This is a genomic window from Rivibacter subsaxonicus (genome assembly GCF_004217215.1).
GTDB classification, from domain to species: domain Bacteria; phylum Pseudomonadota; class Gammaproteobacteria; order Burkholderiales; family Burkholderiaceae_C; genus Rivibacter; species Rivibacter subsaxonicus.
Map to the genome: position 1 here is coordinate 449,771 of NZ_SHKP01000004.1, position 26,097 is coordinate 475,867.

Annotated in this window: 22 protein-coding genes; 10 read left to right on the forward strand and 12 right to left on the reverse strand. The window is 70.8% G+C overall.

Features of this window, described 5'->3' with window-relative positions; all coding sequences use genetic code 11:
- Positions 1 to 41 precede the first annotated feature (41 nt).
- Positions 42 to 785 (reverse strand): 2,3-diphosphoglycerate-dependent phosphoglycerate mutase, encoded by a 744-nt coding sequence (gene gpmA, locus EV670_RS02015; protein WP_130430143.1) that lies wholly within the window; start codon positions 783 to 785, stop codon positions 42 to 44.
- Positions 786 to 872: 87 nt separating this feature from the next.
- Here gpmA and EV670_RS02020 point away from each other — a divergent pair, with 87 nt between their 5' ends.
- The 4 genes from EV670_RS02020 (at position 873) to EV670_RS02035 (ending at position 3,359) form a co-directional block, all read left to right on the forward strand.
- Positions 873 to 1,289, forward strand: coding sequence for a rhodanese-like domain-containing protein (locus EV670_RS02020; RefSeq protein ID WP_130430144.1), 417 nt, complete (start codon positions 873 to 875; stop codon positions 1,287 to 1,289).
- Positions 1,290 to 1,411: 122 nt separating this feature from the next.
- Positions 1,412 to 1,678: a glutaredoxin 3 gene (gene grxC, locus EV670_RS02025; protein ID WP_130430145.1), complete on the forward strand. Its 267-nt coding sequence runs from the start codon at positions 1,412 to 1,414 to the stop codon at positions 1,676 to 1,678.
- Positions 1,679 to 1,818: 140 nt separating this feature from the next.
- On the forward strand, positions 1,819 to 2,310 hold the full coding sequence (gene secB, locus EV670_RS02030; RefSeq protein WP_130430146.1) for a protein-export chaperone SecB: 492 nt from the start codon (positions 1,819 to 1,821) through the stop codon (positions 2,308 to 2,310).
- 17 nt (positions 2,311 to 2,327) lie between these two features.
- Complete coding sequence (locus tag EV670_RS02035) at positions 2,328 to 3,359, forward strand: NAD(P)H-dependent glycerol-3-phosphate dehydrogenase (RefSeq protein WP_130430147.1); 1,032 nt, start codon at positions 2,328 to 2,330, stop codon at positions 3,357 to 3,359.
- A 9-nt stretch (positions 3,360 to 3,368) separates the two neighbouring features.
- On the opposite strand, the gene EV670_RS02040 is transcribed toward EV670_RS02035, so the two are convergent.
- Entirely contained in the window at positions 3,369 to 4,262 is an 894-nt protein-coding gene (locus EV670_RS02040; RefSeq protein WP_130430148.1) for an urease accessory protein UreD, read from the reverse strand.
- A gap of 82 nt (positions 4,263 to 4,344) precedes the next feature.
- Positions 4,345 to 5,385 carry a GlxA family transcriptional regulator gene (locus EV670_RS02045; protein ID WP_130430149.1) on the reverse strand — a complete coding sequence of 347 codons (1,041 nt, stop codon included), beginning with the start codon at positions 5,383 to 5,385 and terminating at the stop codon, positions 4,345 to 4,347.
- Between the two features lie 123 nt (positions 5,386 to 5,508).
- On the opposite strand from EV670_RS02045, the gene EV670_RS02050 reads away from it, so the two are divergent.
- Positions 5,509 to 6,792 carry a tetratricopeptide repeat protein gene (locus tag EV670_RS02050; RefSeq protein ID WP_130430150.1) on the forward strand — a complete coding sequence of 428 codons (1,284 nt, stop codon included), beginning with the start codon at positions 5,509 to 5,511 and terminating at the stop codon, positions 6,790 to 6,792.
- Between the two features lie 204 nt (positions 6,793 to 6,996).
- Here EV670_RS02050 and EV670_RS02055 read toward each other — a convergent pair whose 3' ends face one another.
- The 8 genes from EV670_RS02055 to EV670_RS02090 form a co-directional block, all read right to left on the reverse strand.
- Positions 6,997 to 8,403, reverse strand: a complete 1,407-nt coding sequence (locus EV670_RS02055; RefSeq protein WP_130430151.1) for a M20/M25/M40 family metallo-hydrolase — start codon at positions 8,401 to 8,403, stop codon at positions 6,997 to 6,999.
- 8 nt (positions 8,404 to 8,411) lie between these two features.
- On the reverse strand, positions 8,412 to 9,188 hold the full coding sequence (locus tag EV670_RS02060; RefSeq protein ID WP_130430152.1) for an ABC transporter permease: 777 nt from the start codon (positions 9,186 to 9,188) through the stop codon (positions 8,412 to 8,414).
- A 73-nt stretch (positions 9,189 to 9,261) separates the two neighbouring features.
- On the reverse strand, positions 9,262 to 10,104 hold the full coding sequence (locus EV670_RS02065; protein ID WP_130430153.1) for an ABC transporter ATP-binding protein: 843 nt from the start codon (positions 10,102 to 10,104) through the stop codon (positions 9,262 to 9,264).
- Positions 10,101 to 11,165 carry an ABC transporter substrate-binding protein gene (locus EV670_RS02070; protein WP_130430154.1) on the reverse strand — a complete coding sequence of 355 codons (1,065 nt, stop codon included), beginning with the start codon at positions 11,163 to 11,165 and terminating at the stop codon, positions 10,101 to 10,103. The genes EV670_RS02065 and EV670_RS02070 overlap by 4 nt, the downstream gene beginning before the upstream one ends.
- 22 nt (positions 11,166 to 11,187) lie before the next feature.
- Complete coding sequence (locus tag EV670_RS02075) at positions 11,188 to 12,438, reverse strand: M20 family metallopeptidase (protein WP_130430155.1); 1,251 nt, start codon at positions 12,436 to 12,438, stop codon at positions 11,188 to 11,190.
- Entirely contained in the window at positions 12,435 to 14,228 is a 1,794-nt protein-coding gene (gene uraD / locus EV670_RS02080; RefSeq protein WP_130430156.1) for a 2-oxo-4-hydroxy-4-carboxy-5-ureidoimidazoline decarboxylase, read from the reverse strand. The genes EV670_RS02075 and uraD overlap by 4 nt, the downstream gene beginning before the upstream one ends.
- A gap of 10 nt (positions 14,229 to 14,238) precedes the next feature.
- Positions 14,239 to 15,204, reverse strand: coding sequence for an allantoinase PuuE (puuE, locus tag EV670_RS02085; protein ID WP_130430157.1), 966 nt, complete (start codon positions 15,202 to 15,204; stop codon positions 14,239 to 14,241).
- A gap of 262 nt (positions 15,205 to 15,466) precedes the next feature.
- A complete protein-coding gene (locus tag EV670_RS02090; RefSeq protein WP_130430158.1) occupies positions 15,467 to 16,225 on the reverse strand; it encodes a GntR family transcriptional regulator in 759 nt (252 codons plus the stop codon).
- An 83-nt stretch (positions 16,226 to 16,308) separates the two neighbouring features.
- Here EV670_RS02090 and uraH point away from each other — a divergent pair, with 83 nt between their 5' ends.
- The 5 genes from uraH (at position 16,309) to glgA (ending at position 22,686) form a co-directional block, all read left to right on the forward strand.
- Positions 16,309 to 16,662 (forward strand): hydroxyisourate hydrolase, encoded by a 354-nt coding sequence (gene uraH / locus EV670_RS02095; protein ID WP_130430159.1) that lies wholly within the window; start codon positions 16,309 to 16,311, stop codon positions 16,660 to 16,662.
- Between the two features lie 154 nt (positions 16,663 to 16,816).
- Complete coding sequence (locus EV670_RS02100) at positions 16,817 to 18,016, forward strand: urate hydroxylase PuuD (protein WP_130430160.1); 1,200 nt, start codon at positions 16,817 to 16,819, stop codon at positions 18,014 to 18,016.
- A gap of 19 nt (positions 18,017 to 18,035) precedes the next feature.
- Positions 18,036 to 19,694 (forward strand): nucleobase:cation symporter-2 family protein, encoded by a 1,659-nt coding sequence (locus EV670_RS02105; protein WP_130430161.1) that lies wholly within the window; start codon positions 18,036 to 18,038, stop codon positions 19,692 to 19,694.
- Positions 19,695 to 19,751: 57 nt separating this feature from the next.
- The gene (gene glgC, locus EV670_RS02110) at positions 19,752 to 21,017 is read left to right on the forward strand and encodes a glucose-1-phosphate adenylyltransferase (protein WP_130430162.1); all 1,266 of its coding nucleotides are present in this window, start codon (positions 19,752 to 19,754) and stop codon (positions 21,015 to 21,017) included.
- A gap of 220 nt (positions 21,018 to 21,237) precedes the next feature.
- Positions 21,238 to 22,686, forward strand: a complete 1,449-nt coding sequence (glgA, locus tag EV670_RS02115; protein ID WP_130430888.1) for a glycogen synthase GlgA — start codon at positions 21,238 to 21,240, stop codon at positions 22,684 to 22,686.
- Between the two features lie 22 nt (positions 22,687 to 22,708).
- Here the strand turns inward: glgA and EV670_RS02120 are convergent, their stop codons facing one another.
- Positions 22,709 to 26,011: a hypothetical protein gene (locus tag EV670_RS02120; RefSeq protein ID WP_130430163.1), complete on the reverse strand. Its 3,303-nt coding sequence runs from the start codon at positions 26,009 to 26,011 to the stop codon at positions 22,709 to 22,711.
- Positions 26,012 to 26,097 lie beyond the last annotated feature (86 nt).

Sequence of the window (26,097 nt, forward strand, 5' to 3'; positions counted from 1 at the left end):
TCGAGCGAAGCGGCCCGGGACGACCGTCGCGGGTTCTTCGCTCAGGCCTTGCCCTGGCTCGCCACTGCCGCCGCCGCCTTGGCCGCCGCCTCGGCGTCGCCGAGGTAGCGCTTGGAGATCGGCCTCAGTTCGGCGTCCAGTTCATAGACCAGCGGGATGCCGTTGGGGATGTTGACGCCGACGATGGCCTCGTCGCTGATGCCGTCGAGGTGCTTGACCAGCGCCCGGATCGAGTTGCCGTGCGCGGCGATCACGATGCGCTGGCCGCTCTTGATGGCCGGTGCCAGCGTCTGGTTCCACAGCGGCAGCACGCGCGCCACCGTGTCCTTCAGGCATTCGGTCAGCGGGATCTGCTCGGCGCCAAGCTTCGCGTAGCGCAGGTCGCCGCGCTCGCTGCGCGCGTCGGAGGCCTCGAGCGCCGGCGGCGGCGTGTCGTAGCTGCGGCGCCAGGTCAGCACCTGCTGCTCGCCGTATTGCTTGGCCATGTCGGTCTTGTTGAGGCCCTGCAGCGCGCCGTAGTGGCGCTCGTTGAGGCGCCAGTCGTTGATCACCGGCAGCCAGGTCCGTTCCATGTTGTCCAGGCAGTGCCAGAGCGTCCAGATCGCGCGCTGCAGCACCGAGGTGTAGGCCACGTCGAACTCCATGCCGGCTTCCTTGAGCAACCTGCCGGCTTCCTTGGCCTGGCTCACGCCGGTGGCGGTGAGCGGCACGTCGGTCCAGCCGGTGAAGCGGTTCTCGAGGTTCCAGGTCGATTCGCCGTGGCGAATGAGGACGAGTTGATGCATGGCGCGGGGTCCGGCGGAGGGTGACGGTTGGGGAAAGCGACCGGGATTCTAGAATCGCCGACTTCGTCCCTGATCCCGAGCACCCCCGTGAGCTTCTTCCTCGACAACTGGTACCTCTTCCTTGCCGCCGCCGTTTCCGGTGCCGCCCTGCTGTGGCCCGTGATCGGCAAGAAGGGCGGTGCCAGCTCGGTGAGCCCGGCCGAGGCGGTGACGCTGATCAACCGCGAGAAGGCGGTGCTGGTCGACGTCAGCGAGCCGGCCGAGTACGCCGCCGGCCACGCCCTGAACGCGCGCCACGTTCCCTTTGGTGAACTGGAGAGCTCACCCAAGGGCCTGCCGACCAACAAGAGCCTGCCGGTGCTGCTGATGTGCCCCACCGGCGCCCGCGCCGGCCGTGCGGTGGGGGTGCTCGCCAAGCTCGGCTTCCAGAACGTCCGCTCCGTGGCGGGCGGGCTCTCGGCGTGGCGCGAGGCGCAGCTGCCGGTGGAAAAGTCGGCCGGCTGAGCCGCCCGCAGTCGGCCGGCAACGCGGCGTGATCCCTATCACGCCGCCGCAAGCCTTGCAGAATGCAAGGCCGTGACAGGCGCATGACAATTCAGGCTTCGCATTTGCGTTGTGCCCGATTCATGCAAGCCGTCAAGATGTTCACCACGCTGGTGTGCCCCTACTGCCAGCGCGCCAAGATGCTGCTCAAGCAGCGTGGTGTCGATGCCATCGAGGAGGTGCGCATCGATCTCGATCCCGCCCAGCGCGACGCGATGACCCAACTCACCGGCCGCCGCACGGTGCCGCAGATCTTCATCGGCGATACCCATGTCGGCGGCTGCGACGACCTGATCGCGCTCGACCAGCGCGGCGGCCTGCAGCCGCTGCTGCAGGGCCTGCCGGTCTGAGCCTGGGTCCGCCCTCGCCGTAGCCAGCCGCGCCTCGGCGATAATCTTCGCTGTTCCTCGGCCCGCACCGTGGCGTGCGGGCCGTTTGCTTTGCGGCGTGGACTCTGTTGCCATGCCGCCCCCAGACACCGGAATCCATCATGGCCGAGCAAGACCTTTCCCCCGTGTTCCAGATCCAGCGCGTCTACCTCAAGGACCTGTCGCTGGAGCAGCCCAACGCGCCGCAGATCCTGCTCGAGCAGGCGCAGCCGCAGGTCGAGATCAATCTCGGCGTCTCGGCCGAGCAGATCAACGAAGGGCTGTTCGAAGTGGCAGTCACCGCGACCGTGACGACCAAGGTCGGCGAGCGCGTGCTGTTCCTGGTCGAAGGCAAGCAGGCCGGCATCTTCGAGCTGCGCAACCTGCCGCAGGACCAGATGCAGCCGGTGCTCGGCATCGCCTGCCCGCAGATCGTCTACCCGTACCTGCGCGGCAATATTGCCGACATCATCACGCGGGCCGGTTTCCCGCCGGTGCACCTGACCGAGGTGAACTTCCAGGCCATGTTCGAGGCCCAACAGCAAGCGCTCGCCCAGCAGCAGGGCGCGGCCCCCAACGGCAACGGCGGCTCGCCGATCATCGCCACGGCCTGAAGCACGCCGAGGCCGCGATGAAGATCACGGTCCTCGGCGCAGGGGCCTGGGGCAGCGCGCTGGCCGCCAGCGCGGCGGCCTCGGGCATGCACGAGGTGCTGCTGTGGGCGCGTGACGCGCAGCAGGCGCAAGCGATCGCCGCGACACGTGTCAACGCACGCTATCTGCCCGAAGTGGCGCTGCCGCCGGCGCTGAACATCAGCGCCGATCTGGACGCGGTGCTTGCGCATTGCACCCAGGCACCAGCTGACGCGGCACTGCTCGTCATCGCCACGCCGATGGCCGGGCTGCGCGAGATGCTCGCGCGCTGCGCGGCCAGCCTGCCGGCCGGCCACGGCCTGCTGTGGCTGTGCAAGGGCTTCGAGGCCGGCAGCGGCCTGCTCGGCCACGAGATCGCGCGCGACGTGGCGCCCGGCTTGCGCACCGGCATCCTCTCGGGCCCCAGCTTCGCGCTCGAGGTCGCGCGCGGCCAGCCGACCGCGCTGGTCGCGGCCAGTTTCGACGATCGCCTGCCGCAACAGGCGATCGAGGCCTTCCACGCCGAGACGCTGCGTGTCTACAGCAGCGCCGATCCGGTCGGGGTCGAGGTCGGCGGCGCGGTCAAGAACGTGCTGGCGATCGCGACCGGCATCTGCGATGGCATGTCGCAAGCCGACGCGGCCGGACCCGGCCTCAACGCCCGCGCCGCGCTGATCACCCGCGGCCTGGCCGAGATGACGCGCCTGGGCCTGGCGCTGGGCGCACGCGAGCACACCTTCATGGGCCTGTCGGGCCTCGGCGACCTGGTGCTCACCGCCACCGGCGCGCTGTCGCGCAACCGCCGTGTCGGCCTCGAGCTGGCGCAGGGCAAGCCGCTGGCGCAGGTGCTGGCCGAACTCGGCCACGTGGCCGAGGGCGTGGCGAGCGCCGCCGTCGTGCTGCAGCGCGCTCGCGCGCTCGGCGTCGAGATGCCGATCACCGAGGCGGTGGTGGAGGTAATCGAGGGCCGCAGCCGCGCCGCCGAGGCGCTGGCGCGGCTGATGCGGCGCGAGGCGCGAGCCGAGGCCTGAGCCGGGTCTTCAGGTGCGCCAGACGCGTGGCGCGCACGCCGGCAACGCCCACATCGAGTGGCGCCAGGCGGCCCAGACGGGCAGCAGGCGCTGCATCAGCGGCTCGACGCGGTCGGCCATGGCACGCAGCACGAGCACGCGCGGGTGTGGCGAGGTGACGCCGGCCAGCAACTCGGCACCGCCGGCGCCCGGCGCCTGATCCCAGGCCGCACGCGCCGCTTCCACCAGCGCCTCGCGCTCGATCTGTGTCGGCGCGCTGCCGAAGGCGCACCAGGCGGTCGCCAGCACCGAGCGGCCGCCGAAGCCGAGCGGGCTCTGCAGCCGGCGGCGCGTCAGCGCGGCCAGCGCCGGGTCGTCGAGGTCGAGCACGCCGCGTTCGATCCAGTCGCAGCCCGCCCCATCCACCGCCGCCAGTTCGATGGCCTGCTCGAAGCGACCGTGCTCGAAGCGCGCATCGCTGGCCGGCAGGCCGAGCGCCATCAGGTCCCAGCCGATCATCGTGGCGCCCGGCGCGAGCTCGAAGCGCAGATGGTTGCTGGCGCGCGCCGCGTCGTGCACCAGGGTTTCGAGCGGCAGCCACTCGAGCCGCGCGCCGGCGGCCACGCGCGCCGCCAGCGACTGGCGAGCGGTGGGCCCGCCACTGCGATAGAAGCGGGTCGCGCCCGGCGTCGTGATCAGCGCATGCGCGCCGGCGTCGACCTGGGCCTCGATCTGCAGCACGTCGCCGCCGACGATGCCGCCCGGCGGATGCACCAGCACGTGGTGGCAGACCGCGTCGCCCTCGGGGTAGAGGCTCTGCAGCACCCGCAGCGGGCCGCTGTGCTCGCCGCGGCCGATGGTGCGCGGCGCCGCGGCGTGGGGGTCGAGCCGGTAGTCGAGCTTGAGGTGGCCGTGCCAGGTCATGCGTGCGGGGAGAGGGGGCTGGGGCAGCGTGCGTGCCCGCAGGATTCGGGCCGAACGCCCGCGAGCCTACCCGGATCGCCGCTCAGGCCGTCCGCGCCGCCGTTGCCAGCTTGCGCGCCAGCGCGCCGAAGCGCTTGCGGTACTGGGCCGGCGTCAGCCCGAGCTTGCGGCGGAACAGCCGGCCGAAGAAGCTGGCGTCCTGGTAGCCGACCTCGAGCGCGATCGCCTCGACCGCGAGTTCGGTGCTCTCGAGCATCTGCTTGGCCTCCTCGAGCCGCAGGGTGTGCACGTACTCGAGCGGCGCCAGCCCGGTGGCCTGCACGAAGCGGCGCTGGAAGGTGCGCTCGGCCAGACCGCTCATCTGTGCCATCGTCGCCACCGGCGCCTCGCTGCGGTAGTGCTCGGCCGCCCACTCCTGGCAGCGCGCGATCAGCGGGTCCTGCAGCTGCGCGGTGCGCGACATCGCGGCGTAGGCCAGCGGGCTGCTCGAGCTCCAGTCGAGCAGGTTGATCCGCGCGACCTGCATCGCCTCCTCGGCACCGACGTAGCGCGCGATCAGGAACAGCGCCAGCGCGTGCCAGCTGGTGCCGCTGCCGGCCATCAGCAGGCGCTGGCCGACGCCGGCGGTGACCAGCGCCTTGTCGGGCTGCCAGCGGGTGTCGGGATGCTCGCGCTGCAGCGCCTCGCAGTAGCCCCAGTGCGAGGTCGCCTCGAGCCCGGCGAGCAGGCCGGTGCGCGCCAGCAGCACCGCGCCCGAGCAGGCCGAGGCCACCGTCGCGCCCGCCTCGTAGCGCTCGCGCACCCAGGCCGCCTCGGGGTCGTAGCGCTCGCCGAGCGGCTGCCAGGGCGGCACCATCAGGTCGCTGATGACGACCACATCGGGTCGCGGGTCGTCGCCGAAGCCCGCGTGCGGCTCGACGCGCACCCCGTTGGCGCAGCGCAGCGGCGCACCGTCGCGGCTGACGATCAGCACCTCGATCGGCGCGGCGACCTCGACCCGGTTCATCAGCATCTGCCAGTCGCGGCGCGCGCTGAGCAGCAGGTCGTAGAGCCCCATCAGCGTCGAGGCCGTGGTGTCGGGCACCGCGAGCAGCGCCACCCGCAGGCTTGGGGATTCGCTCATGGCGGGGTTGGCGGGAATGTCCGGTTTGTTGCCGAGATGACTTTAGTGCAAGGCTTCACGCAGCGCGACGATGCAGGCACCGGGCGCGCTGGCGCCGTGTTCCCCAACTTCAGGAGATTTGCAATGAAGGATTCCGTTGGACATGAGCTGTCGGGCTGCAACTCGCAGGCGATCGACCTGCTCGAGCGCGGGCTGCACGAAATGCGCTGCTTCGCGACCGATCCGCTGGCCTCGGCCGACGCGGCGATCGCCGCCGCGCCCGACTGCGTGATGGCGCATGTGCTGCGCGCCTGGCTGCACCTGCTCGGCACCGAGGCGGCGGCGGTGCCGGTGGCGCGCGAGTCCTGGTCCACCGCCGTCGCCTTGCCGCACAACGAGCGCGAGGCCGGGCACCTGCGCGCGATCGAGCTGCTGTGCGCCGGCCAGTGGCGCGCCGCGGCGCGCGCGCTCGAGGACCTGTCGATCGCTTTCCCGCGCGACGCGCTCGCGCTGCAGGTCGGCCAGCAGCTCGATTTCTTCATGGGCGACAGCCGCATGCTGCGCGACCGCATCGCGCGCGCGCTGCCGGCCTGGTCGGGCGCGATGCCGGGCCATCACGCGGTGCTCGGCATGCTTGCCTTCGGCCTGGAGGAGAACGGCGACTACGCCCCCGCCGAGCGCCTCGGGCGCGAGGCGATCGAACTCGAGCCGCGCGACGGCTGGGCCCAGCATGCGGTGGCGCATGTGCTGGAGATGCAGGGCCGCACCGCCGACGGCGTGCGCTGGATGCGCGACAACCCCGGCTGGCAGCACGACAGCTTCATCGGCGTCCACAACTGGTGGCACCTGGCGCTGTACCACCTGGAGCAGGGCGACCATGCGGCGGTGCTGGATCTCTTCGACGGCCCGATCGACGGCCACCGGCCCGCGGTACTGCTCGAACTGGTCGATGGCAGCGCGCTGCTGTGGCGGCTGATGCTGCGCGGGGTCGATGTCGGTGCGCGCTGGACCTCGCTGGCCGAGCGCTGGGCGCCGGCCGCCGGCAGCGGCAACTACGCCTTCAACGACGCCCACGCGGCGATGGCCTTCGCCAACGCCGGTCGCGACGATCTGGTGCGCGAGCTGCTCGCCGCGCAGGAGCAGGCGATCCGGCGCGACGACGACAACCGCGACTTCACGCGCGAGGTCGGGGCGCCGGTCACGCAGGCGATCCTGGCCTTCGTCGCCGGTGACAACGCGCGCTGCGTCGATCTGTTGCGCGCCACGCGCAACCAGGCACAGCGCTTCGGCGGCAGCCACGCTCAGCGCGACCTGATCGACCAGACGCTGATCTGCGCGGCGCGCCGCGGCGGCCAGGCCGGGCTGGCGAAGGCGCTGGAGGTCGAGCGTGCGGCCATCCGGGGCCAGCGAAGCGGGCGGCTGCAATGAGCCCACCGTTTGCGACAGCCCCGGCGGCGCGGATCGCCGTGCTCGCGGCGTGGGCGGCCTTGGCGCCCGCGCTGGTGGGTGGCTGCGATGCGCGGTCGCAGCCCGTTGAGCCGCCGCTGCCGCCGGTGCACGCCGACGCCGACGCGAGGGCCGAGCTGCCCTGCTCGCGCAAGCTCTGCCTCTGAGGCCGGGGGCCGGCGTCGCTCAGAACGCGCCGGCCTCGCCCGGGAACACCACCGGCGACTCGTGGCCGTCGGCACCGATCGCCGAGACGCCGAAGAACCAGTCGTCGATCACGATGTTGGGCAAGCGCAATTGCTGCGGTCCGCTGCCGCTGGCGGCCACGGTGCGGCTGAAGCGCCACCGCGGGTCGATGGTGTCGCGCCACCAGACGCGGTAGGCCGTGGCGCCCTTGACCGGCTGCCACTTCACCGTGGTGTCGGGCGTGACCGCGCCCTCGATCGCGACGCCGGTCGGAACGCCGGGCGCCTGCGCCATCGCCGCCATCGTCACCAGGTTGAGCCGTGTGACCTGGGCCAGGTAGGGGAAGTCGACACCGTCGATGGTGTCGCCGTAGTGCACGCCAGCCTCGACCCGCAGGTCCTGGTGCTGGCGGTGGTAATGCTCGTTGGCCTCGGTCACGCGCACCGCCGGAAATCCGGCATCGAGAAAAGCGACCTGGTCGCCGCCGCGGCCGAAGCGGTCGGTGCGGTAGATCAGGTTGACGCGCAGGTTCGTCAGGTAGCGCTCCGACAGCGCCGCCATGTAGCGCGCGATGTTGCGCGAGGGCGCGTCGAGTTCGCCGCCGTTGTAGCGGCGGCGCTTGGCCTCCTCGGGCGTCTCGAGCGCGCGCGTACCCTCGGAGAACACGCGCACGCTGCTGTTGTCGACCACGCCGTTCTGGCCGTGGATGTTGCCGATGATGTCGTTGTTGAGATCGGCCTGGACCTTCCAGCCCTGCGCGCGGGCATGCTCGACCAGGATCTGGCCGCCGAGCAGGCCCTGTTCCTCGCCGCTCAGCGCGGCATAGACCAGCGTGGCGCGAAAGCGGTGCTTGGAGAGCACGCGCGCGGCCTCGATCACCGCGGCGACGCCGGAGGCGTCGTCGTTGGCGCCGGGTGCGTCGCTGGTGGCGTCCATGATGTCGCTGGCGCGCGAATCGAGATGGCCGCTGATGACGATGACGCGCTCGGGGTCGCTGGTGCCGCGCTGGATCGCGACGACGTTCATCACCTCGGTCGGCTGCGGGATGCGTCGGCCGGTCATCACCTTGGACGGCGTGATTACCTCGAGGCAGCCGCCGCAGTCCTTGCCGATCGCGCTGAAGCGCGCCTGGACCCAGCGCCGCGCGGCGCCGATGCCGCGCGTCTCGGAGACGGTGTCCGAGAGCGTGTGGCGGGTGCCGAAGCCGACCAGCTTCTCGATCGTCGCGCGCTGCTCGCCTGCGCTGACCGCGGCCGCGACCTGGCGCAGCAGTGGCTGCTCGACCGGCAGCGCCAGCGGCGGCTCGGCGGCGTGGGTCAGAGCGGCCAGGCCGGCCAGCGAGAGCGCGGCGGCGGCGCGAAGAACGAGAAGGCGGCAGCGGGCGAGGAGGGTGGGCAGCGGCAACATGCCCGGCATCATGCCGCGTCCGCGCGCCGATGGGCCCAGGCCGTGGTGCGCTGTTCGATCCGCGCGAACAGCACGTACATCGCCATCGCCATCGCGCCGATCACGACCAGGCCGGCGAAGGCCAGGCCCATCTGCATGCTCGAGCCGGCGCTGATCAGCAGGTAGCCGATGCCCTCGTTGCTGGCCGTCATCTCGCTGACCGTGGTGCCGACGAAGGCCAGGGTGATCGCCACCTTCAGCGAGCCGTAGAAGTAGGGCAGCGAGCGCGGCATGCCGACCTTGACCAGCACGTCCCAGCGCCGGGCGCCGAGCACGCGCAGCACGTCCTCCAGCTCCGGCTCCAGCGTCGCCAGGCCGGTGGCGATGTTGACCATGATCGGGAAGAAGCTGATCAGGAAGGCGGTCAGGATCGCCGGCCCGGCGCCGATGCCGAACCAGACGACCAGGATCGGCACGAAGGCGGCCTTGGGCAGCGCGTTGAAGGCCGTCATCAGCGGGTACACGGCGGCATAGGCGATGCGCGAGCTGCCGATCAGGAAGCCGAGCAGCACGCCGACCACGATCGAGATGCCGAAGCCGACCATCGTGACCCAGAAGGTGCGCCAGGCATGCTGGGCGATCACGCCGCGGTACTCGAGCATCTGCTCGGCGATGCGCCAGGGGCTCGGGAAGATGAACTCGGAAACCTGGAACGCGCTGCAGATCAGCTGCCAGACCAGCAGGATCGCGAGCAGCAGCAGCCACGGTGACCAGCGCTCGAAGGCGCGGCGCTTCGACGGGCTCATGTGGGCACCCTTGCGCTGCGCGCTGTCCCGCCAGGCGGGAGCGAGCCCACTTTCGGGCGGCCGGGCAGTGGGCTCATTGCGCGACCTCCGAGCCCGTGCCGAGCGAGGTCGGCCTACGCAGCGCGCCGATGTGGCCGCGCAGCTCGTGCACGATGTCGGTGAAGGCCGGCGTGTAGGTGATGTCGAGCTCGCGCGGACGCGGCAGGTCGATCTCGCGACGAGCATTGATGCGGCCCGGGCTGCGGCTCATCACGTAGACCGTGTCGGCCAGGTAGACCGCCTCGCGAAGGTCGTGCGTCACCAGGATCACGTTGAAACGCTGCCTTGTCCACAGGTCGCGCAGCGCGTTCCACAGTTCCTCGCGGGTGAAGGCGTCGAGCGCGCCGAAGGGCTCGTCGAGCAGCAGCATCTTGGGCTCGTGGATCAGCGCGCGGCAGATGCTGGCGCGCTGCTGCATGCCGCCGGAGAGCTGCCATGGGAAGCGCTCCTCGTAGCCGCCCAGGCCCACGCTCTGCAGCAGCGTGCGGGCGCGCTCCACGTACTCGGCGCGTTTGCGCTTGAAGCTGGAGCGGTAGGGCTCGACGATCTCGAGCGGCAGCAGCACGTTGTCGAGCGTGGTGCGCCACGGCAGCAGGCTCGGCGCCTGGAAGGCCATGCCGGTGATCTTGAGCGGGCCGGCCACCGGCTGGCCGTCGATCAGGATGCGGCCGCGGCTCGGCATCTTCAGCCCGGTGGCCAGCTTCATGAAGGTGCTCTTGCCGCAGCCCGAGGGGCCGACGATCGCGATGAACTCGCCCTGGCGCACCTTCAGGTCGATCGCCTCGACCGCGAACTGCTGCGCGGCGAGCAACTCCTCGTTGTAGGCCAGCCAGACGTCGCTGAAGTCGACGAAGTGCGGCGCCGGGCTGCTGCTCATTTCTTCGCCGTCGCGACGAAGATGTTGCGCTCGGCAGCACTCGGCAGGAAGCCGCCGTTCCAGACCGCGGCCGGCTCGATGCGGCCCTTGGTGGCAAAGGCATCGGCCACCTGGCTGGCCATCAGCGCCAGGCGCGGGCCGTTGACCTCGCCGAAGCCCTCGGCCCTGGCGTCGGCGGTGGCGATCGAGCTGTCGATCGCCAGCTTCAGGCGCCGCGTCTCGAGTTCGCTGTTGATGATGCCGTCGCGCGCCTTGACGAACTCGATCGCCGCCTTGGGGTCGGCGATCACTTCCTTGGCGCCCTTGCTGAAGGCGCGCAGGAAGGCCATCACCGCCTCCGGGTTCTGCTTGAGGAAGGGCTCGCTGACGATGATCGCGTTGCCGTAGAGGCGCACGCCGTATTGCGGGTAGGGCATCACCGCCACGTCCTCGGCCTTGACGCCGCGCGCCTCGAGGTTGAGCAGGCTGGTGAAGTAGAAGCCGGTGATCGCGTCGACATCGCCCTTGGCCAGCATGGTCTCGCGCAGCGGCGGGTCCATGCTGATCCATTCGACCTTGCCGACGCTGTTGGCCTTGTCGAAGATCGGCCAAGCCTTGCGCCCGGCGTCGAAGACCGGCGCGCCGAGCTTCTTGCCGGCCAGGTCCTTGGGCGCCTTGAGCCCGCTCTTCTTGAGCGAGAACACCGCGGCCGGCGTGTTGTTGTAGACCATCATCACCGCGACCGGCTTGTTCGGCGCGGTGGGGTTGTTGGCGTGGAACTCCATCAGCGCCGCGAGGTCGGCGAAGCCGATGTCGTAGCTGCCCGAGGCCACCCGCGTGACCGCAGCACCCGAGCCGTTGCCGGCGTCGACCGTGACGGCGAGCTTCTCAGCCTTGAAGTAGCCCTTGGCCGCCGGCAGCAGGAAGAAGGCGCTCGGCCCCTCGAAGCGCCAGTCGAGCTGGAAGCGGACCGGCGTTTCAGCTTGCGCCAGCGCCGGCGTGGCGAGCGCGGCGCCCAGCGCCAGGGTGGCAGCGGCGGCGCGCAGGAACTGACGCTTCTTGTTCTGGGCGAGAGGGCTCATCGGGAGGGCTCCGGTCGGATGGTCAGGTGGCTCGCAACAGGTCTAGCAGGCTGCGTGCCACCACCTTGGTCGCGCGCCGCAGGTCTTCCAGCACCAGGTGCTCGTCGGCGCGCTTGGCGTTGCTCTCTAGCACCGTGCGCGGGCCGGCGCCGTAGATCACGCCGGGAATGCCCCGCTCGGCGAACAGCCGCACGTCGGTGTAGAGCGGCGTGCCGACGGCCGGGATCGGCTCGCCGAAGATGGCCTCGCCGTGGCGCTGGATCGCCTCGACCAGCGGCTTGTTGCCGGGCAGCGGTTGCATCGAACGCGCCAGTAGCAGGCGACGGATGTCGACGCCGATGCCGGGCCGCGTCGCCGCGGCCTCGGCGATCACGCGGCGGAGCTCGGCCTCGACCGCGACCGGGTCCTCCTCCGGGATCATGCGGCGGTCGAGCCTGAGCACTACCTTGCCGGGCACCACGTTGGTGTTGGTGCCGCCCTCGATGCGCCCCACGTTGAGGTAGGGGTGCGTGATTCCGGGCACCTGCGAGCGGACCTGCTTGTAGAGCGTGTTCTGCGCGTAGAGCGCGTTGAGGATCGCGACCGCGCCCTGCAGCGCGTCGACCCCGGTGTCGGGAATGGCGGCATGCGCCATCCGGCCGTTGACCGTGAGCTCCATCTGCAGGCAGCCGTTGTGGGCCGTGACCACCTGGTAGCTGAAGCCGGCGGCGAGCAGCAGGTCGGGCTTGGTGAGTCCGCGTTCGAGCAGCCAGCCGGGGCCGAGTTCGCCGCCGAACTCCTCGTCGTAGGTGAACAGCAGGTCGATGCCGCCGCGCAGTGGCGCGCCAAGCGATTCGAGCGCGCGCAGCGCGAAGCTGTAGCTCGCGAAGTCGCTCTTGCTGACCGCTGCGGCACGGCCGTAGAGCTTGCCGTCAGAGATCTCGCCGCCGTAGGGATCGAAGCTCCAGCCCTCGCCGGGCGGCACCACGTCGCCATGTGCGTTGAGACCGATGACCGGGCCGCCGGCACCGTAGCGGCGGCGGGCGACGAGGTTGGTGATCGAGCCCATGCCGGCGGCCTGCACCTCGGCCTGCGGCACCGGGTACGAATCGACCGCGATGCCCATGCCGGCCAGCAGCTCGGCGCTGCGCTCGGCATGCGGCGCGTTGTTGCCGGGCGGGGTGTCGGTCGGCACCCGTACCAGCGCCTGCAGGAAGCGGACTTCCTCGTCGAAGTGGGTGTCGATCCAGGCGTCGAGGCGGGCGTAGAGCTCGTGGTTGCTGTCGCTGTTCATGCTTGTTCTCGTGCCAGATCATCGAGCAGCGCCGCGAAGGCCCGCACCGAGAGATCGATGTCGTCGCTGGTGCTCGATTCGAGCGGGTTGTGGCTGATGCCGCCGTTGAGGCCGCGCACGAACAGCATGGCCTGCGGCATCGCCTCGTGAAGCTTCATCGCGTCATGCCCGGCGCCGCTGGGCATGCGGTGCAGCGGCAGCGCCAGCGACTCGACCGCGCGCTCCCAGCGCTGCTGCCAGGCGGGGGCGCTCGGTGCGGCGCTGGCCCGCATGATCTCGGTCAGCGTGAAGTTCAGGCCGCGCCGCTCGCAGATCGCGGCCAGTTCGGCGCGCACGTCGGCGGCCAGCGCGTCGCGCACCGGGTTGGTGGTCGAGCGCAGGTCGAGGCTGAAGCGGCAGCGGCCCGGCACGACGTTGATCGAGCCGTTCGGCACCTCGAGCTGGCCGACGGTGCCGACGCAGCTGCCGCCGCTGTTGCCATCGACTCGGCCGGCGCGCTTCTCGACGTAGAGCGCCAGCTCGGCGACCGCGGTCGCGGCATCGCGGCGACGGTCCATCGGCGTGGTGCCGGCATGGCTGGCCACGCCCTGCACCTCGCCGAGGTAGCGCAGGCTGCCGTTGATCGAGGTCACGATGCCCAGCGGCAGGTCGATCTCGTTGAGCACCGGACCCTGCTCGATGTGAACCTCGACGAAGCCGAGGTAGCGCGCCGGGTCGCGCCGCAGCGCGGCGATGGCGTCAAGCGTGGCCGGATGGCCGGCGGCGCGCATCGCGTCGGCGAGCGCGATGCCGTCGGCGTCCAGCTGCGTCATCCAGGCCGGATCGAAGCCGCCGACCAGCGCGCCCGAGCCGAGGAAGGTGGCGGGGTAGCGCTGGCCTTCCTCCTCGGCGAAGCCGACGACCTCGAGGCCGAAGGGCAGGCGCCGGCCGGCGCGCGCGAGCTGCTGCACGCAGGCCATCGGCACGAAGATGCCGAGCCGGCCGTCGTACTTGCCGCCGTTGCGCACGGTGTCGAAATGCGATCCGGTGAGCAACCGCTTCGACGACGGATCGGCGCCGTGATAGACCCCGACGACGTTGCCGACCGCGTCGACGCGTGCCTCATCGAAGCCGCATTCCCGCATCCACGCCTCGATCTGACGCGCGCATGCCTGGTGCGCCTCGGTGAGGTAGGTCACGGTGAGTTCGCCGCGCTCCAGGTAGCCGGGGTCGCTGTGCACCGCGAGCTGCTCGCACCAGTCCCAGACCTGGTTGCCGAGCGCGGGCTCGACGCCGAACTTGTCGTTCAGCCGCAGTTCGGCGATGCGGTCGATGTGGCGCAGGCATTCGGCGAACTCGAGATCGGGCCGGCTGTGCAGGCGGCGCTCGAAGGTGGCGATGATCTGGTCCCGCGTCAGGCCGGCACCGCGCGGGCCGCGCACCGCGAGGATGAAGGGCCAGCCGAATTTCGCGTTGTAGTCGGCGTTGAGCTGCTGCAGCCGGGCGAACTCCTCGGCGCTGCAGGCGGTCAGGCCCGAGGCGGTCTGCTCGTTCGTGCTCTCGGCTGTGAGGCTCTGGCTGACCATCGCCTTGCCGGCCAGCTCGGGGTGGGCGCGGATCAGGCCGAGCTGGGCCTCGCGCGGCGCTTCGCGCACCGCGCGTACCAGCGCGTGCTTGAGCTGCGCGAGCGAGGCGAAGGGGCGACGCGCGGCCGCGGCGCGCGCGATCCAGGGCGAGTGTTCGTAGGTGCCGGCCAGCAGCGCGACGAACTCGTCGGCACCGGCGGCGTTGATCTGGGCGAGGGTCGGCATGGTGGCGAACTCAGGGCTTGGGCGCGACGAAGGGATGCTCGCGGCGCCAGTGGCGCGCGATGTCGATGCGGCGGCAGACCCAGACACGGTCGTGCGCCGCCACGTGATCGAGGAACTTCTGCAGCCCGCGCATGCGCCCGGGCCGGCCGAGCAGGCGGCAGTGCATGCCCACGCTCATCATGCGCGGCCGCTCGGCGCCCTCGGCGTAGAGAACGTCGAAGCTGTCGCGCAGGTACTCGAAGAAGTCGTCGCCGGTGTTGAAACCCTGCGGCGTGGCAAAGCGCATGTCGTTGGCGTCGAGGGTGTAGGGCACGATCAGTTGCTGGGTGCTGCCGCCTGTCTTGTGACCATTCGACAGCGGCACTTCCATCCAGAACGGCAGGTCGTCGCCGTAGTAGTCGCTGTCGTACTCGTAGCCACCTTGCTCGGCGACGAGGCGCCGGGTGTTGGGGCTGTCGCGGCCGGTGTACCAGCCCAGCGGCCACTGGCCGCGGGTGAGGTTCTGCAGGATCTCGGTGCCGATGCGGATGTGCTCGCGCTCGACCACCTCGTTGACGTTCTGGTAGTGGATCCAGCGCCAGCCGTGGCAGGCGATCTCGTGCTGCAACTCGAGCAGCGCCTCGGTCAGCTCGAGGTGGCGCTGCAGCGCCATCGAGACGCCGAACACGGTGAGCGGCAGGCCGCGCCGCTCGAACTCGCGCAGGATGCGCCAGACGCCCACGCGCGAGCCGTACTCGTAGATCGACTCCATGCTCATGTGGCGCGCCGGGTAGCTCTCGGCGCCGATGATCTCGGAGAGAAAGCGCTCGCTGCCCTCGTCGCCGTGCAGCACGTTGTTCTCGGCGCCTTCCTCGTAGTTCAGCACGAACTGCAGCGCGATGCGCGCGTTGCCGGGCCAGCGCGCCTCGGGCAGGTCGCGGCCGTAGCCGTGGAGGTCGCGCGGGTAGGCCGCGCCGGAGCGGAAGACGGTGGTCATGGGGTTCGGAGCCTTCGGTTGTCAGGCGCTCAGGGCCTGCTAACGCTACCGGGGGGCTCGCGCCCGGGCCGCGCGGGCCGCAGGGGTAGGCGCGAGGGAGGACGCGTGCTCATGCACGCTACGACCGAGCAACGCCGCCCCGCGGCCCGCGCGACCCGGGCCTGAAGGGTGATCCCAGGAAACTGCGGCCCTCCGCGTTGCAAAGCTCGCCGGGGGCCGACCCCAGCTGCGCTTTGCGCCTTGATGGCCTTTGTTTCCTGGGTCACGCGAGCCCCCCGGTAGCGTTAACAGACCCTAACGCCTCGGCGAGGTCGGGCACGCGCGGGTGCAGGCGCAGGTTCTGCTCCACATGCTCGAGGTGCTCGTTCATCAGCCGCAGCGCCGCGCGGGCGTCGCGTTTCTCGAGGGCGTCGACGATCGCCACATGCTCGGCATAGGAGGCCTCGGCCGAATGCGCCGACTGGTACATCAGCGAGATCAGCGAGGAGCGCGACAGCAGGTCGGCTACCAGGTCCGCCAGCGTCTCGTTGCCGAACATCCGCGCCAGCACCACGTGGAAGTCGGCCAGCAGCCGGGTGCGGCCCGAGACGTCGGTGCGCTGCACCGCGTTGCGTTCGTCGCGCAAGTGGGTGCGCAGCTCGGCGACCTGGGCCGGCGTGATGCTCTGCGCCAGCCGCTGCACCAGCGCCGACTCGATCAGGTTGCGCACCTCGAAGACCTGGCGCGCTTCCTCGACGCTCGGCGTGGCCACAAACGCGCCGCGGGCCGGCGTCAGCGTCACCAGCTTGTCGCGGCTCAACTGGTTGAGCGCCTGCCGCACCAGCGTGCGCGAGACCTTGAAGATGTCGGCCAGCTTCTGCTCGCCTAGCTTGGTGCCGGGCATCAGCCGGCGCTCGACGATCGCGGTGGTGATCGAGTCGACGATGCGCTCGGTCGATGTCTGCGCGGCCGCTGGCTCGGCGGCGCGCTTGCGGGCCGTGGGCGGTCGGGCGGGGGTGGGGGCGGGGCGGCGCGCTGTCATTGTTGTAGCGAAAGTGCTTGTCTTGCACAGGCAACTGTATACACTTTGGCTGCAGAATCAACCCCGACCGACGAGGACCAGCGATGGGCAAGCTCACCACCCACGTGCTCGACACCATGCATGGCGGCCCGGCGGCCGGGATGAGCGTCGAACTGCTGCGACTGGGCGAGGCCGGCCCGCAGTCGATCAAGCGCATCACGCTCAACCACGACGGCCGCGCCGATGCGCCGTTGCTCGAGGGTGCCGAGCTGAAGGCGGGCCGCTACCGGCTCGTGTTCGAGGTCGAGGCCTATTTCCGCGGACGCGGCGTGGTGCTGCCGGAGCCAGCCTTTTTGGGCGCGGTGCCGCTCGACTTCGGCATTGCCGACACCGGATCGCACTACCACGTGCCCCTGCTCGCGAGCCCCTGGGCCTACTCCACCTACCGCGGGTCCTAGGGTTTGCTTGAGTTCGTTTCGACTTGAAGTGCGCGCCAAGGTGTATACACTTTGCTGCACACGACCCGGTCGCCGCGGCGCCCCGCAAGGGACGCGACCGATCCGTCACCTCACAGTGCCCGCCGTGGTGAGGTGAAACCGTAGCGACGATCGCATGGACACCTACCTGCTCGACTGGGCCAATCTGCTGCTGCGCTGGGCGCACGTGATCGTCGCGATCGCGTGGATCGGCTCCTCGTTCTACTTCGTCTTCCTCGACAACAGCCTGACGGCGCCGACCGACCCGGCGCTCAAGGACAAGGGCGTCAACGGCGAGTTGTGGGCGGTGCACGGCGGCGGCTTCTACCACCCGCAGAAGTACATGGTGGCGCCAAAGTCGCTGCCCGAGAACCTGCACTGGTTCTACTGGGAGAGTTACTCGACCTGGCTCACCGGCTTCGGGCTGTTCACGGTGCTCTACCTGTGGAACGCCGGCACCTTCCTGGTCGACAAGAGCGTGTTCGCCTGGAGCCCGGGCGCGGCGATCGCGGCGGCGCTGGCCTTCCTCGCCGTGTTCTGGCTGGCCTACGACGCGATCTGCCGCACGCTGGGCCAGAAGCCCAACGGCGACCGCAATGTCGCGCTGCTGACAACGCTGCTGGTGGTCCTTGCGTCATGGCTGGCCTGCCACCTGTTCGCCGGCCGCGCCGCCTTTTTGCTGGTGGGCGCGATGATCGCGACGGCGATGAGCGCCAACGTCTTCTTCTGGATCATTCCGGGCCAGCGCACGGTGATCAAGCAGATGAAGGCGGGCGAGCCGGTCGATCCGGTGCACGGCCAGCGCGCCAAGCAGCGCAGCGTGCACAACACCTACTTCACGCTGCCGGTGCTGGTGGCGATGCTCAGCAACCACTACGGTTTTCTCTACACCGGCCCGCACAACTGGATCGTGCTGGTGGCGATCATGGCCGCCGGCGCGCTGATCCGCCACAGCTTCGTCGCCCGTCACAAGGCGCTGGTCGCCGGCAAGCGGGTGCCGTGGGAGTACGCCACGGTGGGCACGCTGGCGATCGTCGCGCTGGTGGCGTGGCTGCGGCCGGCGCCTGTGGCGGCCGTGGCCGCCGGCACGCCGGCTCCGAGCTTCGCCCAGGTCCAGGCTGTCGTCGAGCAGCGCTGCGTGCTGTGCCACGGCGCGCAGGTGCAGAACAAGAACGTCGCGCTGCACACGCCGGCGCTGGTCGAGCAGCATGCCCAGGCGATCTACCAGCAGGCGGTGGTGCTCAAGCTGATGCCGATGGGCAACGCCACCCAGATGACCGACGAGGAGCGCCTGCTCCTCAAGCGCTGGTTCGAGGCCGGCGCCACCACCCGTTGATCGCCCTCCAGGAGACGACATGAGTGCCACGACCGTCCACCCCGTCGACGAGATCCTGCCCGCCCCGCGCCTGGCGGCCCTCGGCCTGCAGCATGTGCTGGTGATGTACGCCGGCGCGGTGGCGGTGCCGCTGATCATCGGTCGCGCGCTCAAGCTCAGCCCCGAGCAGGTGGCGCTGCTGATCTCGGCCGACCTGTTCTGCTGCGGCATCGTCACGCTGATCCAGTCGCTCGGCTTCACCCAGTGGTTCGGCATCCGGCTGCCGGTGATGATGGGCGTGACCTTCGCCGCGGTCGGACCGCTGGTGGCGATGGCCAACGCCAACCCCGGCACCGCCGGCGCGCAGGCGATCTTCGGCGCGATCATCGGCGCCGGCGTCATCTCGATCCTGATCGCGCCGCTGATGGGGCGCCTGCTGCGCTTCTTTCCGCCGGTCGTGACCGGCACCATCATCTCCGTCATCGGCATCAGCCTGATGCGCGTGGGCATCGGCTGGGCGATGGGCGGGCCGGCCAACCTGGCCCAGTTCACCGACGTGCCCAAGCTGGTGATCATGGTCGACCGCGCCAAGGCCGAGGCCGCGGCGCAGGCCGGCGCCGCCGCGGTGCTGGGGGCGGCCACCGGCGGTGGCGCTTCGGCGGCCAACACGACGCCATCGACCGCGCCGTCTTCGGTGCAGACGCCGGCCCAGGCCGCCTCGGCGCTGATGCCGCAGGTCGCGGCCGCCACCTCGGCCGCCAATGCCGCGGCCGCCTCGCCGCTCGGGGCGCCGGTCGTCAGCAAGCTGCCCGGTCCGCTGCCGCAGACCAACAACCCGGGCTACGGCGCGCTCGACAATCTCTCGGTCGCCGCCTTCGTGCTCGGCGTGATCCTGCTGATCGCGCGCTTCGGGCGCGGCTTCATCGCCAACATCTCGGTGCTGATCGGCATCGTCGCCGGCTGCGCGCTGGCGGCCGCGCTCGGCAAGATGAGCTTCGAGAAGGTCGCCAAGGCCGGCTGGTTCGACGTGGTGACGCCCTTCGCCTTCGGCATGCCGACCTTCGACCCGGTGCTGATCCTGACGATGGTGCTGGTGATGGTGGTCGTGATGATCGAGTCGACCGGCATGTTTCTCGCGCTGTCCGACATCACCGGCAAGAAGATCAGCCAGCGCGAGCTCACCGCCGGCCTGCGCACCGACGGCCTGGGCACGCTGATCGGCGGCATCTTCAACACCTTCCCCTACACCAGCTTCTCGCAGAACGTCGGCCTGGTCGGCGTGACGGGCGTGCGCAGCCGCTATGTCTGCGTGGCGGCCGGGGTGATCATGATCGGCCTCGGCCTGCTGCCCAAGATGGCGGCGCTGGTCGAGTCGGTGCCGACCGTGGTGCTCGGCGGCGCCGGGCTGGTGATGTTCGGCATGGTCGCGGCCACCGGCATCCGCATCCTGGCCGGCGTCGACTATCGCGGCAACCGCTACAACCTCTACATCGTCGCGGTCGCGATCGGCTTCGGCATGCTGCCGCTGGTGGCGCCGCGCTGGACCCAGCACATGCCGCACGAACTGCATCCGCTGCTCGAGAGCGGCATCCTGCTTGCGGCGCTGAGCGCGGTGCTGCTGAACCTGTTCTTCAACGGCGCCCGCGGCGACGCGCGCGAGGCGATCGAGGCCGCCAAGGCGCAGGAGGCGCACGCTTAGCTTGCCGGCATGCCCCGGCCCGTGTAGCGTCGGCGTCAAACGCTGCAGGAGATCGCCATGGAACGGCCCGTTCAGCCGCATCAACTGGTGCGTCGCACCCTCGCGCTCGTGCTGGCCGGCGGGCGCGGTTCGCGGCTGAAACAGCTGACCGACGGCCGCGCCAAGCCCGCGGTCTACTTCGGCGGCAAGTTCCGCATCATCGACTTCGCGCTCAGCAACTGCCTGAACTCGGGCATCCGCCGCATCGGCGTGGTCACCCAGTACAAGTCGCACTCGCTGATGCGCCACGTGCAGCGCGGCTGGGGTTTCCTGCGCGGCGAGATGAACGAGATGATCGACCTGCTGCCGGCCCAGCAGCGGGTCGACGAGGAGCACTGGTACCGCGGCACCGCCGATGCGGTGTTCCAGAACCTCGACATCATCAAGGCCGCAAGACCCGACTACGTCGTGATCCTGGCCGGCGACCATGTCTACAAGATGGACTACTCGCTGATGCTCAAGGACCACGTGGGCCACGCCGCCGGCTGCACCGTCGGTTGCATCGAGGTGCCGCGCGCCGAGGCCAGCGCCTTCGGCGTGATGGCGGTCGACGCGGCGCGCTGCATCCGCAGCTTCGTCGAGAAGCCGGCCAATCCGCCGGCGGTGCCCGGGCGCGACGATGTCTCGCTGGCCAGCATGGGCATCTATGTCTTCGATGCCGACTACCTCTACAGGCTGCTCGAGGAAGACCTCGCCAACCCCGAGTCCAGCCATGACTTCGGCAAGGACGTGATCCCGCGCGTGGTGACCGAGGGCCGCGCGCTGGCCCATCCCTTCGCCTTGAGCTGCATCGCCAACCCGAGCGGCGCGCCGCCGTACTGGCGCGATGTCGGCACCATCGACGCCTTCTGGGCCGCCAACCTCGACCTGGCCTCGATCGACCCCGAGCTCGACATCTACGACAGCGACTGGCCGATCTGGACCTACCAGCGCCAGCTGCCGCCGGCCAAGTTCGTGCCCGACCACAACGGCAGCCATGGCATGACGGTCAACACCATCGTCTCCGGCGGCTGCATCGTCTCGGGCTCGCACGTGGCGAACTCGGTGCTGTTCTCCGGCGTGCGGGTGCACTCCTTCTGCAACATCGACCAGGCGGTGATCCTGCCCGACGTGACCATCGGCAGCCGCTGCCGGCTGCGCAAGGTCGTGATCGATCGCGGCTGCCAGATTCCGGACGGCACGGTGATCGGCGAGGACGCCGCCGAAGATGCCGCGCGCTTCGAGCGCACCGAGGGCGGCGTGGTGCTCGTGACGCGGCCGATGCTGGCGCGGCTGGCGGCGTGAGCGCACTCGGCGAGCAAGCGCCGAAGCGTGGCGCCTCGGGACGTGCGCAGCGTAGGCGCTTGACCTGTTCGACTTCGCTGCGCAGCTTCGCAGGCACGGTCGCTGCGTCGAACACCCGCGCAGCGGGGATCGACGCAGCCCGAGTGCCGCCAGCGACCGACGGCACGGCGGTGCCAGCGTCCACCAGTGGTTCGGAGGGAGCGGCGTGAGCGAACGCCCGATGCGCGTGCTCCAGCTCAGCGCCGAGATCTATCCGCTGCTCAAGACCGGTGGCTTGGCCGACGTGGCAGCCGCGCTGCCGCAGGCGCTGCGCGCGGCGGGTTGCGAGGTGCGGCTGCTGCTGCCGGGCTTCCCCGCGATCCTCGCCGGCCTGGCCGACGCGCGACCGGTGGCCGAGTTGAAAGCACCCTGGGGCGAGCGCGGCGTGCTGCACGCCGGCCGGCTGCCGGCGGTGGGCGGGCTGCCGGCCTACGTGATCGACGTGCCGACGCGCCTCGGCGAGGGCGGCCACCCCTACACCGACGCCGGCGGGCGGCCGCATGCCGACAGCCACCTGCGCTTCGGCTGGCTGGGTTTCGCCGCGGCGCGCATCGCGGCCGGCGCCGATGCCGACTGGCGGCCACGCATCGTGCATGGCCACGACTGGCATGCCGGGCTCGCCGGGGCCTACCTCGCGCTCGAGCCCTCGCGGCCACGCTCGGTCTTCACCATCCACAACCTGGCCTACCAGGGGCTGTTCGAGTCCGGCGTCATGGTCGAGCTCGGGCTGCCGGCGCGGCTGTTCGACCTGCACCAGCTCGAGTTCCACGGCCGGCTCTCGTTCATGAAGGGCGGGCTGGTGTTTGCCGACGCCATCACCACGGTCAGCCCGAGCTACGCGCGCGAGATTCTCACGCCAGAGCAGGGCTGCGGGCTCGACGGCCTGTTGCGTACGCGCGCCGGCGCGCTGCACGGCATCCTCAACGGTGTCGACGACGCGGTCTGGAACCCGGCGACCGACGCCGCCATCGTCGCACCCTTCGATGCAGACCGGCTCGACGCCAAGGCGAGCTGCCGCCTGGTACTGCAGCAGGAACTCGGGCTGCGGCCGCAGGCGCAGGCACCGCTGTTCGGCATGGTCAGCCGGCTGGCCGAGCAGAAGGGCTTGCAACTGCTGCTCGACGCGCTGCCGGCGCTGCTGGCACAGCCCGAGGCGCAACTCGCGGTGCTTGGCAGCGGCGACGCGGGCATCGAGGCCGCGCTGCGCGCCGCCGCCGAAGCCCACCCAGGCCGGGTGGCGGTGCGCTTCGGCGTCGACGAGGCGCTCGCGCACCGGCTCTTTGCCGGCAGCGACGTGACGCTGGTGCCCTCGCGCTTCGAACCCTGCGGCCTGACCCAGATGTACGGCCTGCGCTACGGCAGCCTGCCGCTGGTGCGGCGCGTCGGCGGCCTGGCCGACACCGTGGTCGACAGCACGCTCGAGGATCTTGCCGACGACCGCGCCACCGGCTTCGTCTTCGATGCCTTCAGCGCCGAGGCGCTGGCACGTGCGCTGCGCCGTGCCTGCGTGCTGTTCGCGCGGCCGGACGAGTGGCGCGCGGTGCAGCAGCGCGGCATGCAGCAGCGCTTTGGCTGGGACGTTGCGGCGGCGCGCTATGCCGAGGTTTACCGGGAGTTGCTCGAAGGCTGAGCGGTCGCGCGGTACCCGCTGGCTAGAGGTTCGCCATCGCCATGTAGTCGAGCAGCGCCGTGCCGCCGAGCGTGGCGAAGGGCAGTGCCAGCGCCTTGAGCAGCGGTTGCTGCGAGAAGGGCGCGAAGGCGCCTTCGCGCAGGTCGACGATCTGGTGCCGCAGCAGTTCGAGTTGGGCCGGCGAGGCGGGCGCGGTGCCTTGCGGCGGATCGTTTGCGGCCGCCGATGCCGCGTTGGCACGCAGCAGCGCCTCGTCGACCGCGCGCAGCGCGTGCTGGCGCGAGTTCTCGGCGACCCGGCGCAGCGCCACCACGCAACCCAGCACGATGCCCACGCTCAGCAGCGCCAGCACCATCAGCCCGGTCGGCATGCGCCAGTTGTCGAACACCGGGTTGCGCGAGATCAGCAGCAGCGAGAGCACGATGAAGGGGTAGTAGATGAGCCCGGTCACGCACTTGGTGCGCCGGGCCACGAACTGCAGGTCGATCCAGTGGTCGAGCAGTGCCGGCGGCAGCTTGCCCAGGCGCTTCTCGAAGTACCTGATCGAACGCTCTGGCCAGTTGGAATGCAGGGTGCGCAGATCACGCGCGAAGCGCACCGAGAACAGGGTGGCGTCGGCGACGTAGAAGACCAGGAAGTTGAGAACGACCACCGCGCCGCCGGCCAGCAGCATGTGGGCGTGGGCCGACACCTGGCCGCGCACCGGCGCGCCATGCGGTTCGCCGAAGGCCTCGACCACCAGCCAGCCGAAGACCAGCACCACCAGCACGCAGGCCAGGCTGCGGATGAAGCGCGCGCTGCTGCGGTTCTGGACGATGTAGAGCTGCCAGAAGGCGAGCGCGGCAGCACTCATGCGCGGGTCCAGTGACGCCGCCGCGACCGCGTCGTACCGCGGTGCCGGCGGCCGGCAACTGAAGATGTTGACCAGGCGCTGCCACCAGGCGAGCTTGCGGTCCTCGCGCAGTTGCGCCGCGACCAGGCGGCGCCGCGTGTTGCCCAGGTGCAGGGCACGGCTGATCTCGTCGAGGTTGCGCGCGAGCGCGGTCCAGCCGCGGAACACCAGGTAGACGCACAGCAGCAGCGTGAGCAGGTAGATCGCCTCGGTCGGCCAGATGCTGATGCCCTCGGTCAGGCTGATCGGCTTGCCGTCGCCGATGGCGGTGCTCGAGCCCTCGCCATTGCCGGTCAGCCAGGTGGCGAACCGCGGCCAGGCCAGCGCGAGCCGCCATGGCACCAGCACATGAACCAGCAGCGCCAGCAGCAGCAGGCCGATGCGCCGTGACCAGCGTGCCGCGGTGCTGCCGCCGCTGTGCGCGACGAAGCGACGCAGCCGGCGCCGCAGGGGACGGTGCAGCGCGAACGCCGGGAACCAGAGCAGGAACAGCGTGCCGCTGGCGATCAGCGCGAGCGCCACGACCGGCACATGCGGGTAGCGCCGCGAACCCGGTGGGTGGATGTCGACGCAGTTCGCCCAGTCGGAGCCGCGGCACGAGCGGCTGCCGGCGTCGATGCGCCACTTCGTCGGCGTGCTGAAGTCGAAGGCGCTGGTGCGGCCGATCTCGAACAGGCGCGGCTGCTTGAGCCAGGCATCGATCTGCGTCGGCGTGAAGGCCGTGTCGCGGCGGATCTCGTCCAGCGCCAGCCGCGTGCTCAGGAAGGTCGAGGTCTGGTAGCTGTCGCGGAAGGGCGGCGTGCCGGCCTGCAGGCCGTCGTCCAGGCGCAGGCCGAAGTTGGAGGCGACGATCAGGTTGCGCGCCCAGGCCTGCTCGCGCGGATGCAGGAAGCGGGCGTCGAGGTCGGTGGTGAAGAAGATCGCGTTCGGAAACTCCGGCCTCAGGGCCTGCATCACGAGCAGCTTGTCGTAGACGTCATTGCCGACCACGCCGATGGCGCGGATGCCGGCGCCGTCGACCTCCGAGGCGCGCAGCTCCGCATCGCGCTCGCGCAGCCGGGTCGCGAGCCGGCGCAGGTAGTCGAGCTGCGCCTGGCCTTCGGCGCGCTCGACGAGGTTGGCATCGTTGCGCCGGTTCTTGTCGTCGGCGCCCTTGCCGGACTCCCGCCCGGCGGCCGGCGTCTCGACCGCGCCGCGGTCGGGCAACTGGCCGTCAAGCCCGCGCACGTAGTTGAGGCGGGTGATGCAGAAGCCGCGGCCGGTCTTGGGATCGATGTCGAACTGGCGGCGCAGGCTGCGGCCGTACAGCGTGTCCCATTCGGCGACCAGGGCGATGTGGCTCGGTGCGTTCTCGTGCTGCGACAGGCGTCTGCAGGTCTCGCGGTACTGGTCGAGCCTGGTCTTGGCCTCGCTTGCGGTGGCGGCGCGACTGGCATCCGCCGACAGGCCGCGCCGCTCCAGCTCTTCGACCAGGGTGATGCCCAGCCGTCGGTCGTCGCCGATCGTGCGCAGCAGCGAGATGCCCTTGCGCTCCAGCACGGCCTCCAGGCTCTGGCCGCGGGCTCCCAGCTTGAACGGCGCGAGCAGGATGTCGTCGGGCACGGTCGCCGACGGCGACAGCAGCCGCAGGTCGACGCCGGCAAAGGTCCGGGCGCCGTCGAAGTCGGCCGCGGCGACTTCCTGCACCATCGCGCGCAGGCCGTCCGAACCGGTCGGCCCCAGCATCCGCCAGAGCATCCGGGGCGGCGGCGGGTCGCCGGGCCGGGCGGTCGGCTGCAGGCCACCGACGAGCTTCCTGAGGCGGGCGAAGGGGCTGCTCGAGAAGGCATCGTTGTCCAGCCACAGCACCAGCACCTCGCGCGAGCCGGCCTCCTGCGCGCGACCGCTCGGCACCGCTTCGAACCACTCGTAGGGCACGGTCTCCGGCAGGTCGCGCGGCGCGCGCAGGTTGTCCGAGGGCATGAAGTAGCCCAGATGTTCGGTATCGACCGGGGCGAAGCGTTCGGCGTTGAGGCCGGCCAGCACCGCGTAGCGCGTGCGGCGGCGGTTCTCCACGTACTCCGCGTACGGCCCGCCGCCCAGCATCACGGCGAGCACGACGACTTCGTCGACGCCATGCGCGCCCTTGCGCGCGATCTCGGCGGCGAGCTGGCGGTCGCTGCGGCGTTCGTCCTCGGCGCGCGCGCGCGCGGCACCGAGCCGCGCGGCGGCGTCCTGGCGGGCCCGGGTGATCGCGCCGAGCGGGTCCTGCCACAGGCGCGCATCGATGTCCTGTTGCGCGAAGCGCTGCTCGATGCGCGGCTCGTTGGCCGCCGGACGCGTGCCCTCGAGCGGCGCCTCGCGCAGGAACAGCGCGCCGGCGCCGAGCAGCACGGCGGCGATCAGCGCGTTGCCCGGCAGGCCCGGTGAGCCTGATTTCGAGTCCTTGTCCATGTTGAACGGGGTCGTTCAACACCAGCGTAGGCGCCGGCAAGGCGATCGGCGTCCCACGTACGCAGGATGAAGCGCGCGCGCCGGCC

Coding starts and splice junctions, on each gene's coding strand:
- uraH (WP_130430159.1), top strand. CDS start 16,309: ATGGGCAAGCTCACCACCCACGTGCTCGACACCATGCATGGCGGCCCG.
- EV670_RS02055 (WP_130430151.1), bottom strand. CDS start 8,403: ATGTTGCCGCTGCCCACCCTCCTCGCCCGCTGCCGCCTTCTCGTTCTT.
- uraD (WP_130430156.1), bottom strand. CDS start 14,228: ATGCCGACCCTCGCCCAGATCAACGCCGCCGGTGCCGACGAGTTCGTC.
- EV670_RS02060 (WP_130430152.1), bottom strand. CDS start 9,188: ATGAGCCCGTCGAAGCGCCGCGCCTTCGAGCGCTGGTCACCGTGGCTG.
- gpmA (WP_130430143.1), bottom strand. CDS start 785: ATGCATCAACTCGTCCTCATTCGCCACGGCGAATCGACCTGGAACCTC.
- EV670_RS02040 (WP_130430148.1), bottom strand. CDS start 4,262: ATGACCTGGCACGGCCACCTCAAGCTCGACTACCGGCTCGACCCCCAC.
- glgA (WP_130430888.1), top strand. CDS start 21,238: ATGCGCGTGCTCCAGCTCAGCGCCGAGATCTATCCGCTGCTCAAGACC.
- glgC (WP_130430162.1), top strand. CDS start 19,752: ATGGAACGGCCCGTTCAGCCGCATCAACTGGTGCGTCGCACCCTCGCG.
- EV670_RS02070 (WP_130430154.1), bottom strand. CDS start 11,165: ATGAGCCCTCTCGCCCAGAACAAGAAGCGTCAGTTCCTGCGCGCCGCC.
- puuE (WP_130430157.1), bottom strand. CDS start 15,204: ATGACCACCGTCTTCCGCTCCGGCGCGGCCTACCCGCGCGACCTCCAC.
- EV670_RS02090 (WP_130430158.1), bottom strand. CDS start 16,225: ATGACAGCGCGCCGCCCCGCCCCCACCCCCGCCCGACCGCCCACGGCC.
- EV670_RS02120 (WP_130430163.1), bottom strand. CDS start 26,011: ATGGACAAGGACTCGAAATCAGGCTCACCGGGCCTGCCGGGCAACGCG.
- EV670_RS02065 (WP_130430153.1), bottom strand. CDS start 10,104: ATGAGCAGCAGCCCGGCGCCGCACTTCGTCGACTTCAGCGACGTCTGG.
- EV670_RS02075 (WP_130430155.1), bottom strand. CDS start 12,438: ATGAACAGCGACAGCAACCACGAGCTCTACGCCCGCCTCGACGCCTGG.
- EV670_RS02045 (WP_130430149.1), bottom strand. CDS start 5,385: ATGAGCGAATCCCCAAGCCTGCGGGTGGCGCTGCTCGCGGTGCCCGAC.
- secB (WP_130430146.1), top strand. CDS start 1,819: ATGGCCGAGCAAGACCTTTCCCCCGTGTTCCAGATCCAGCGCGTCTAC.
- EV670_RS02100 (WP_130430160.1), top strand. CDS start 16,817: ATGGACACCTACCTGCTCGACTGGGCCAATCTGCTGCTGCGCTGGGCG.
- grxC (WP_130430145.1), top strand. CDS start 1,412: ATGCAAGCCGTCAAGATGTTCACCACGCTGGTGTGCCCCTACTGCCAG.
- EV670_RS02050 (WP_130430150.1), top strand. CDS start 5,509: ATGAAGGATTCCGTTGGACATGAGCTGTCGGGCTGCAACTCGCAGGCG.
- EV670_RS02105 (WP_130430161.1), top strand. CDS start 18,036: ATGAGTGCCACGACCGTCCACCCCGTCGACGAGATCCTGCCCGCCCCG.
- EV670_RS02035 (WP_130430147.1), top strand. CDS start 2,328: ATGAAGATCACGGTCCTCGGCGCAGGGGCCTGGGGCAGCGCGCTGGCC.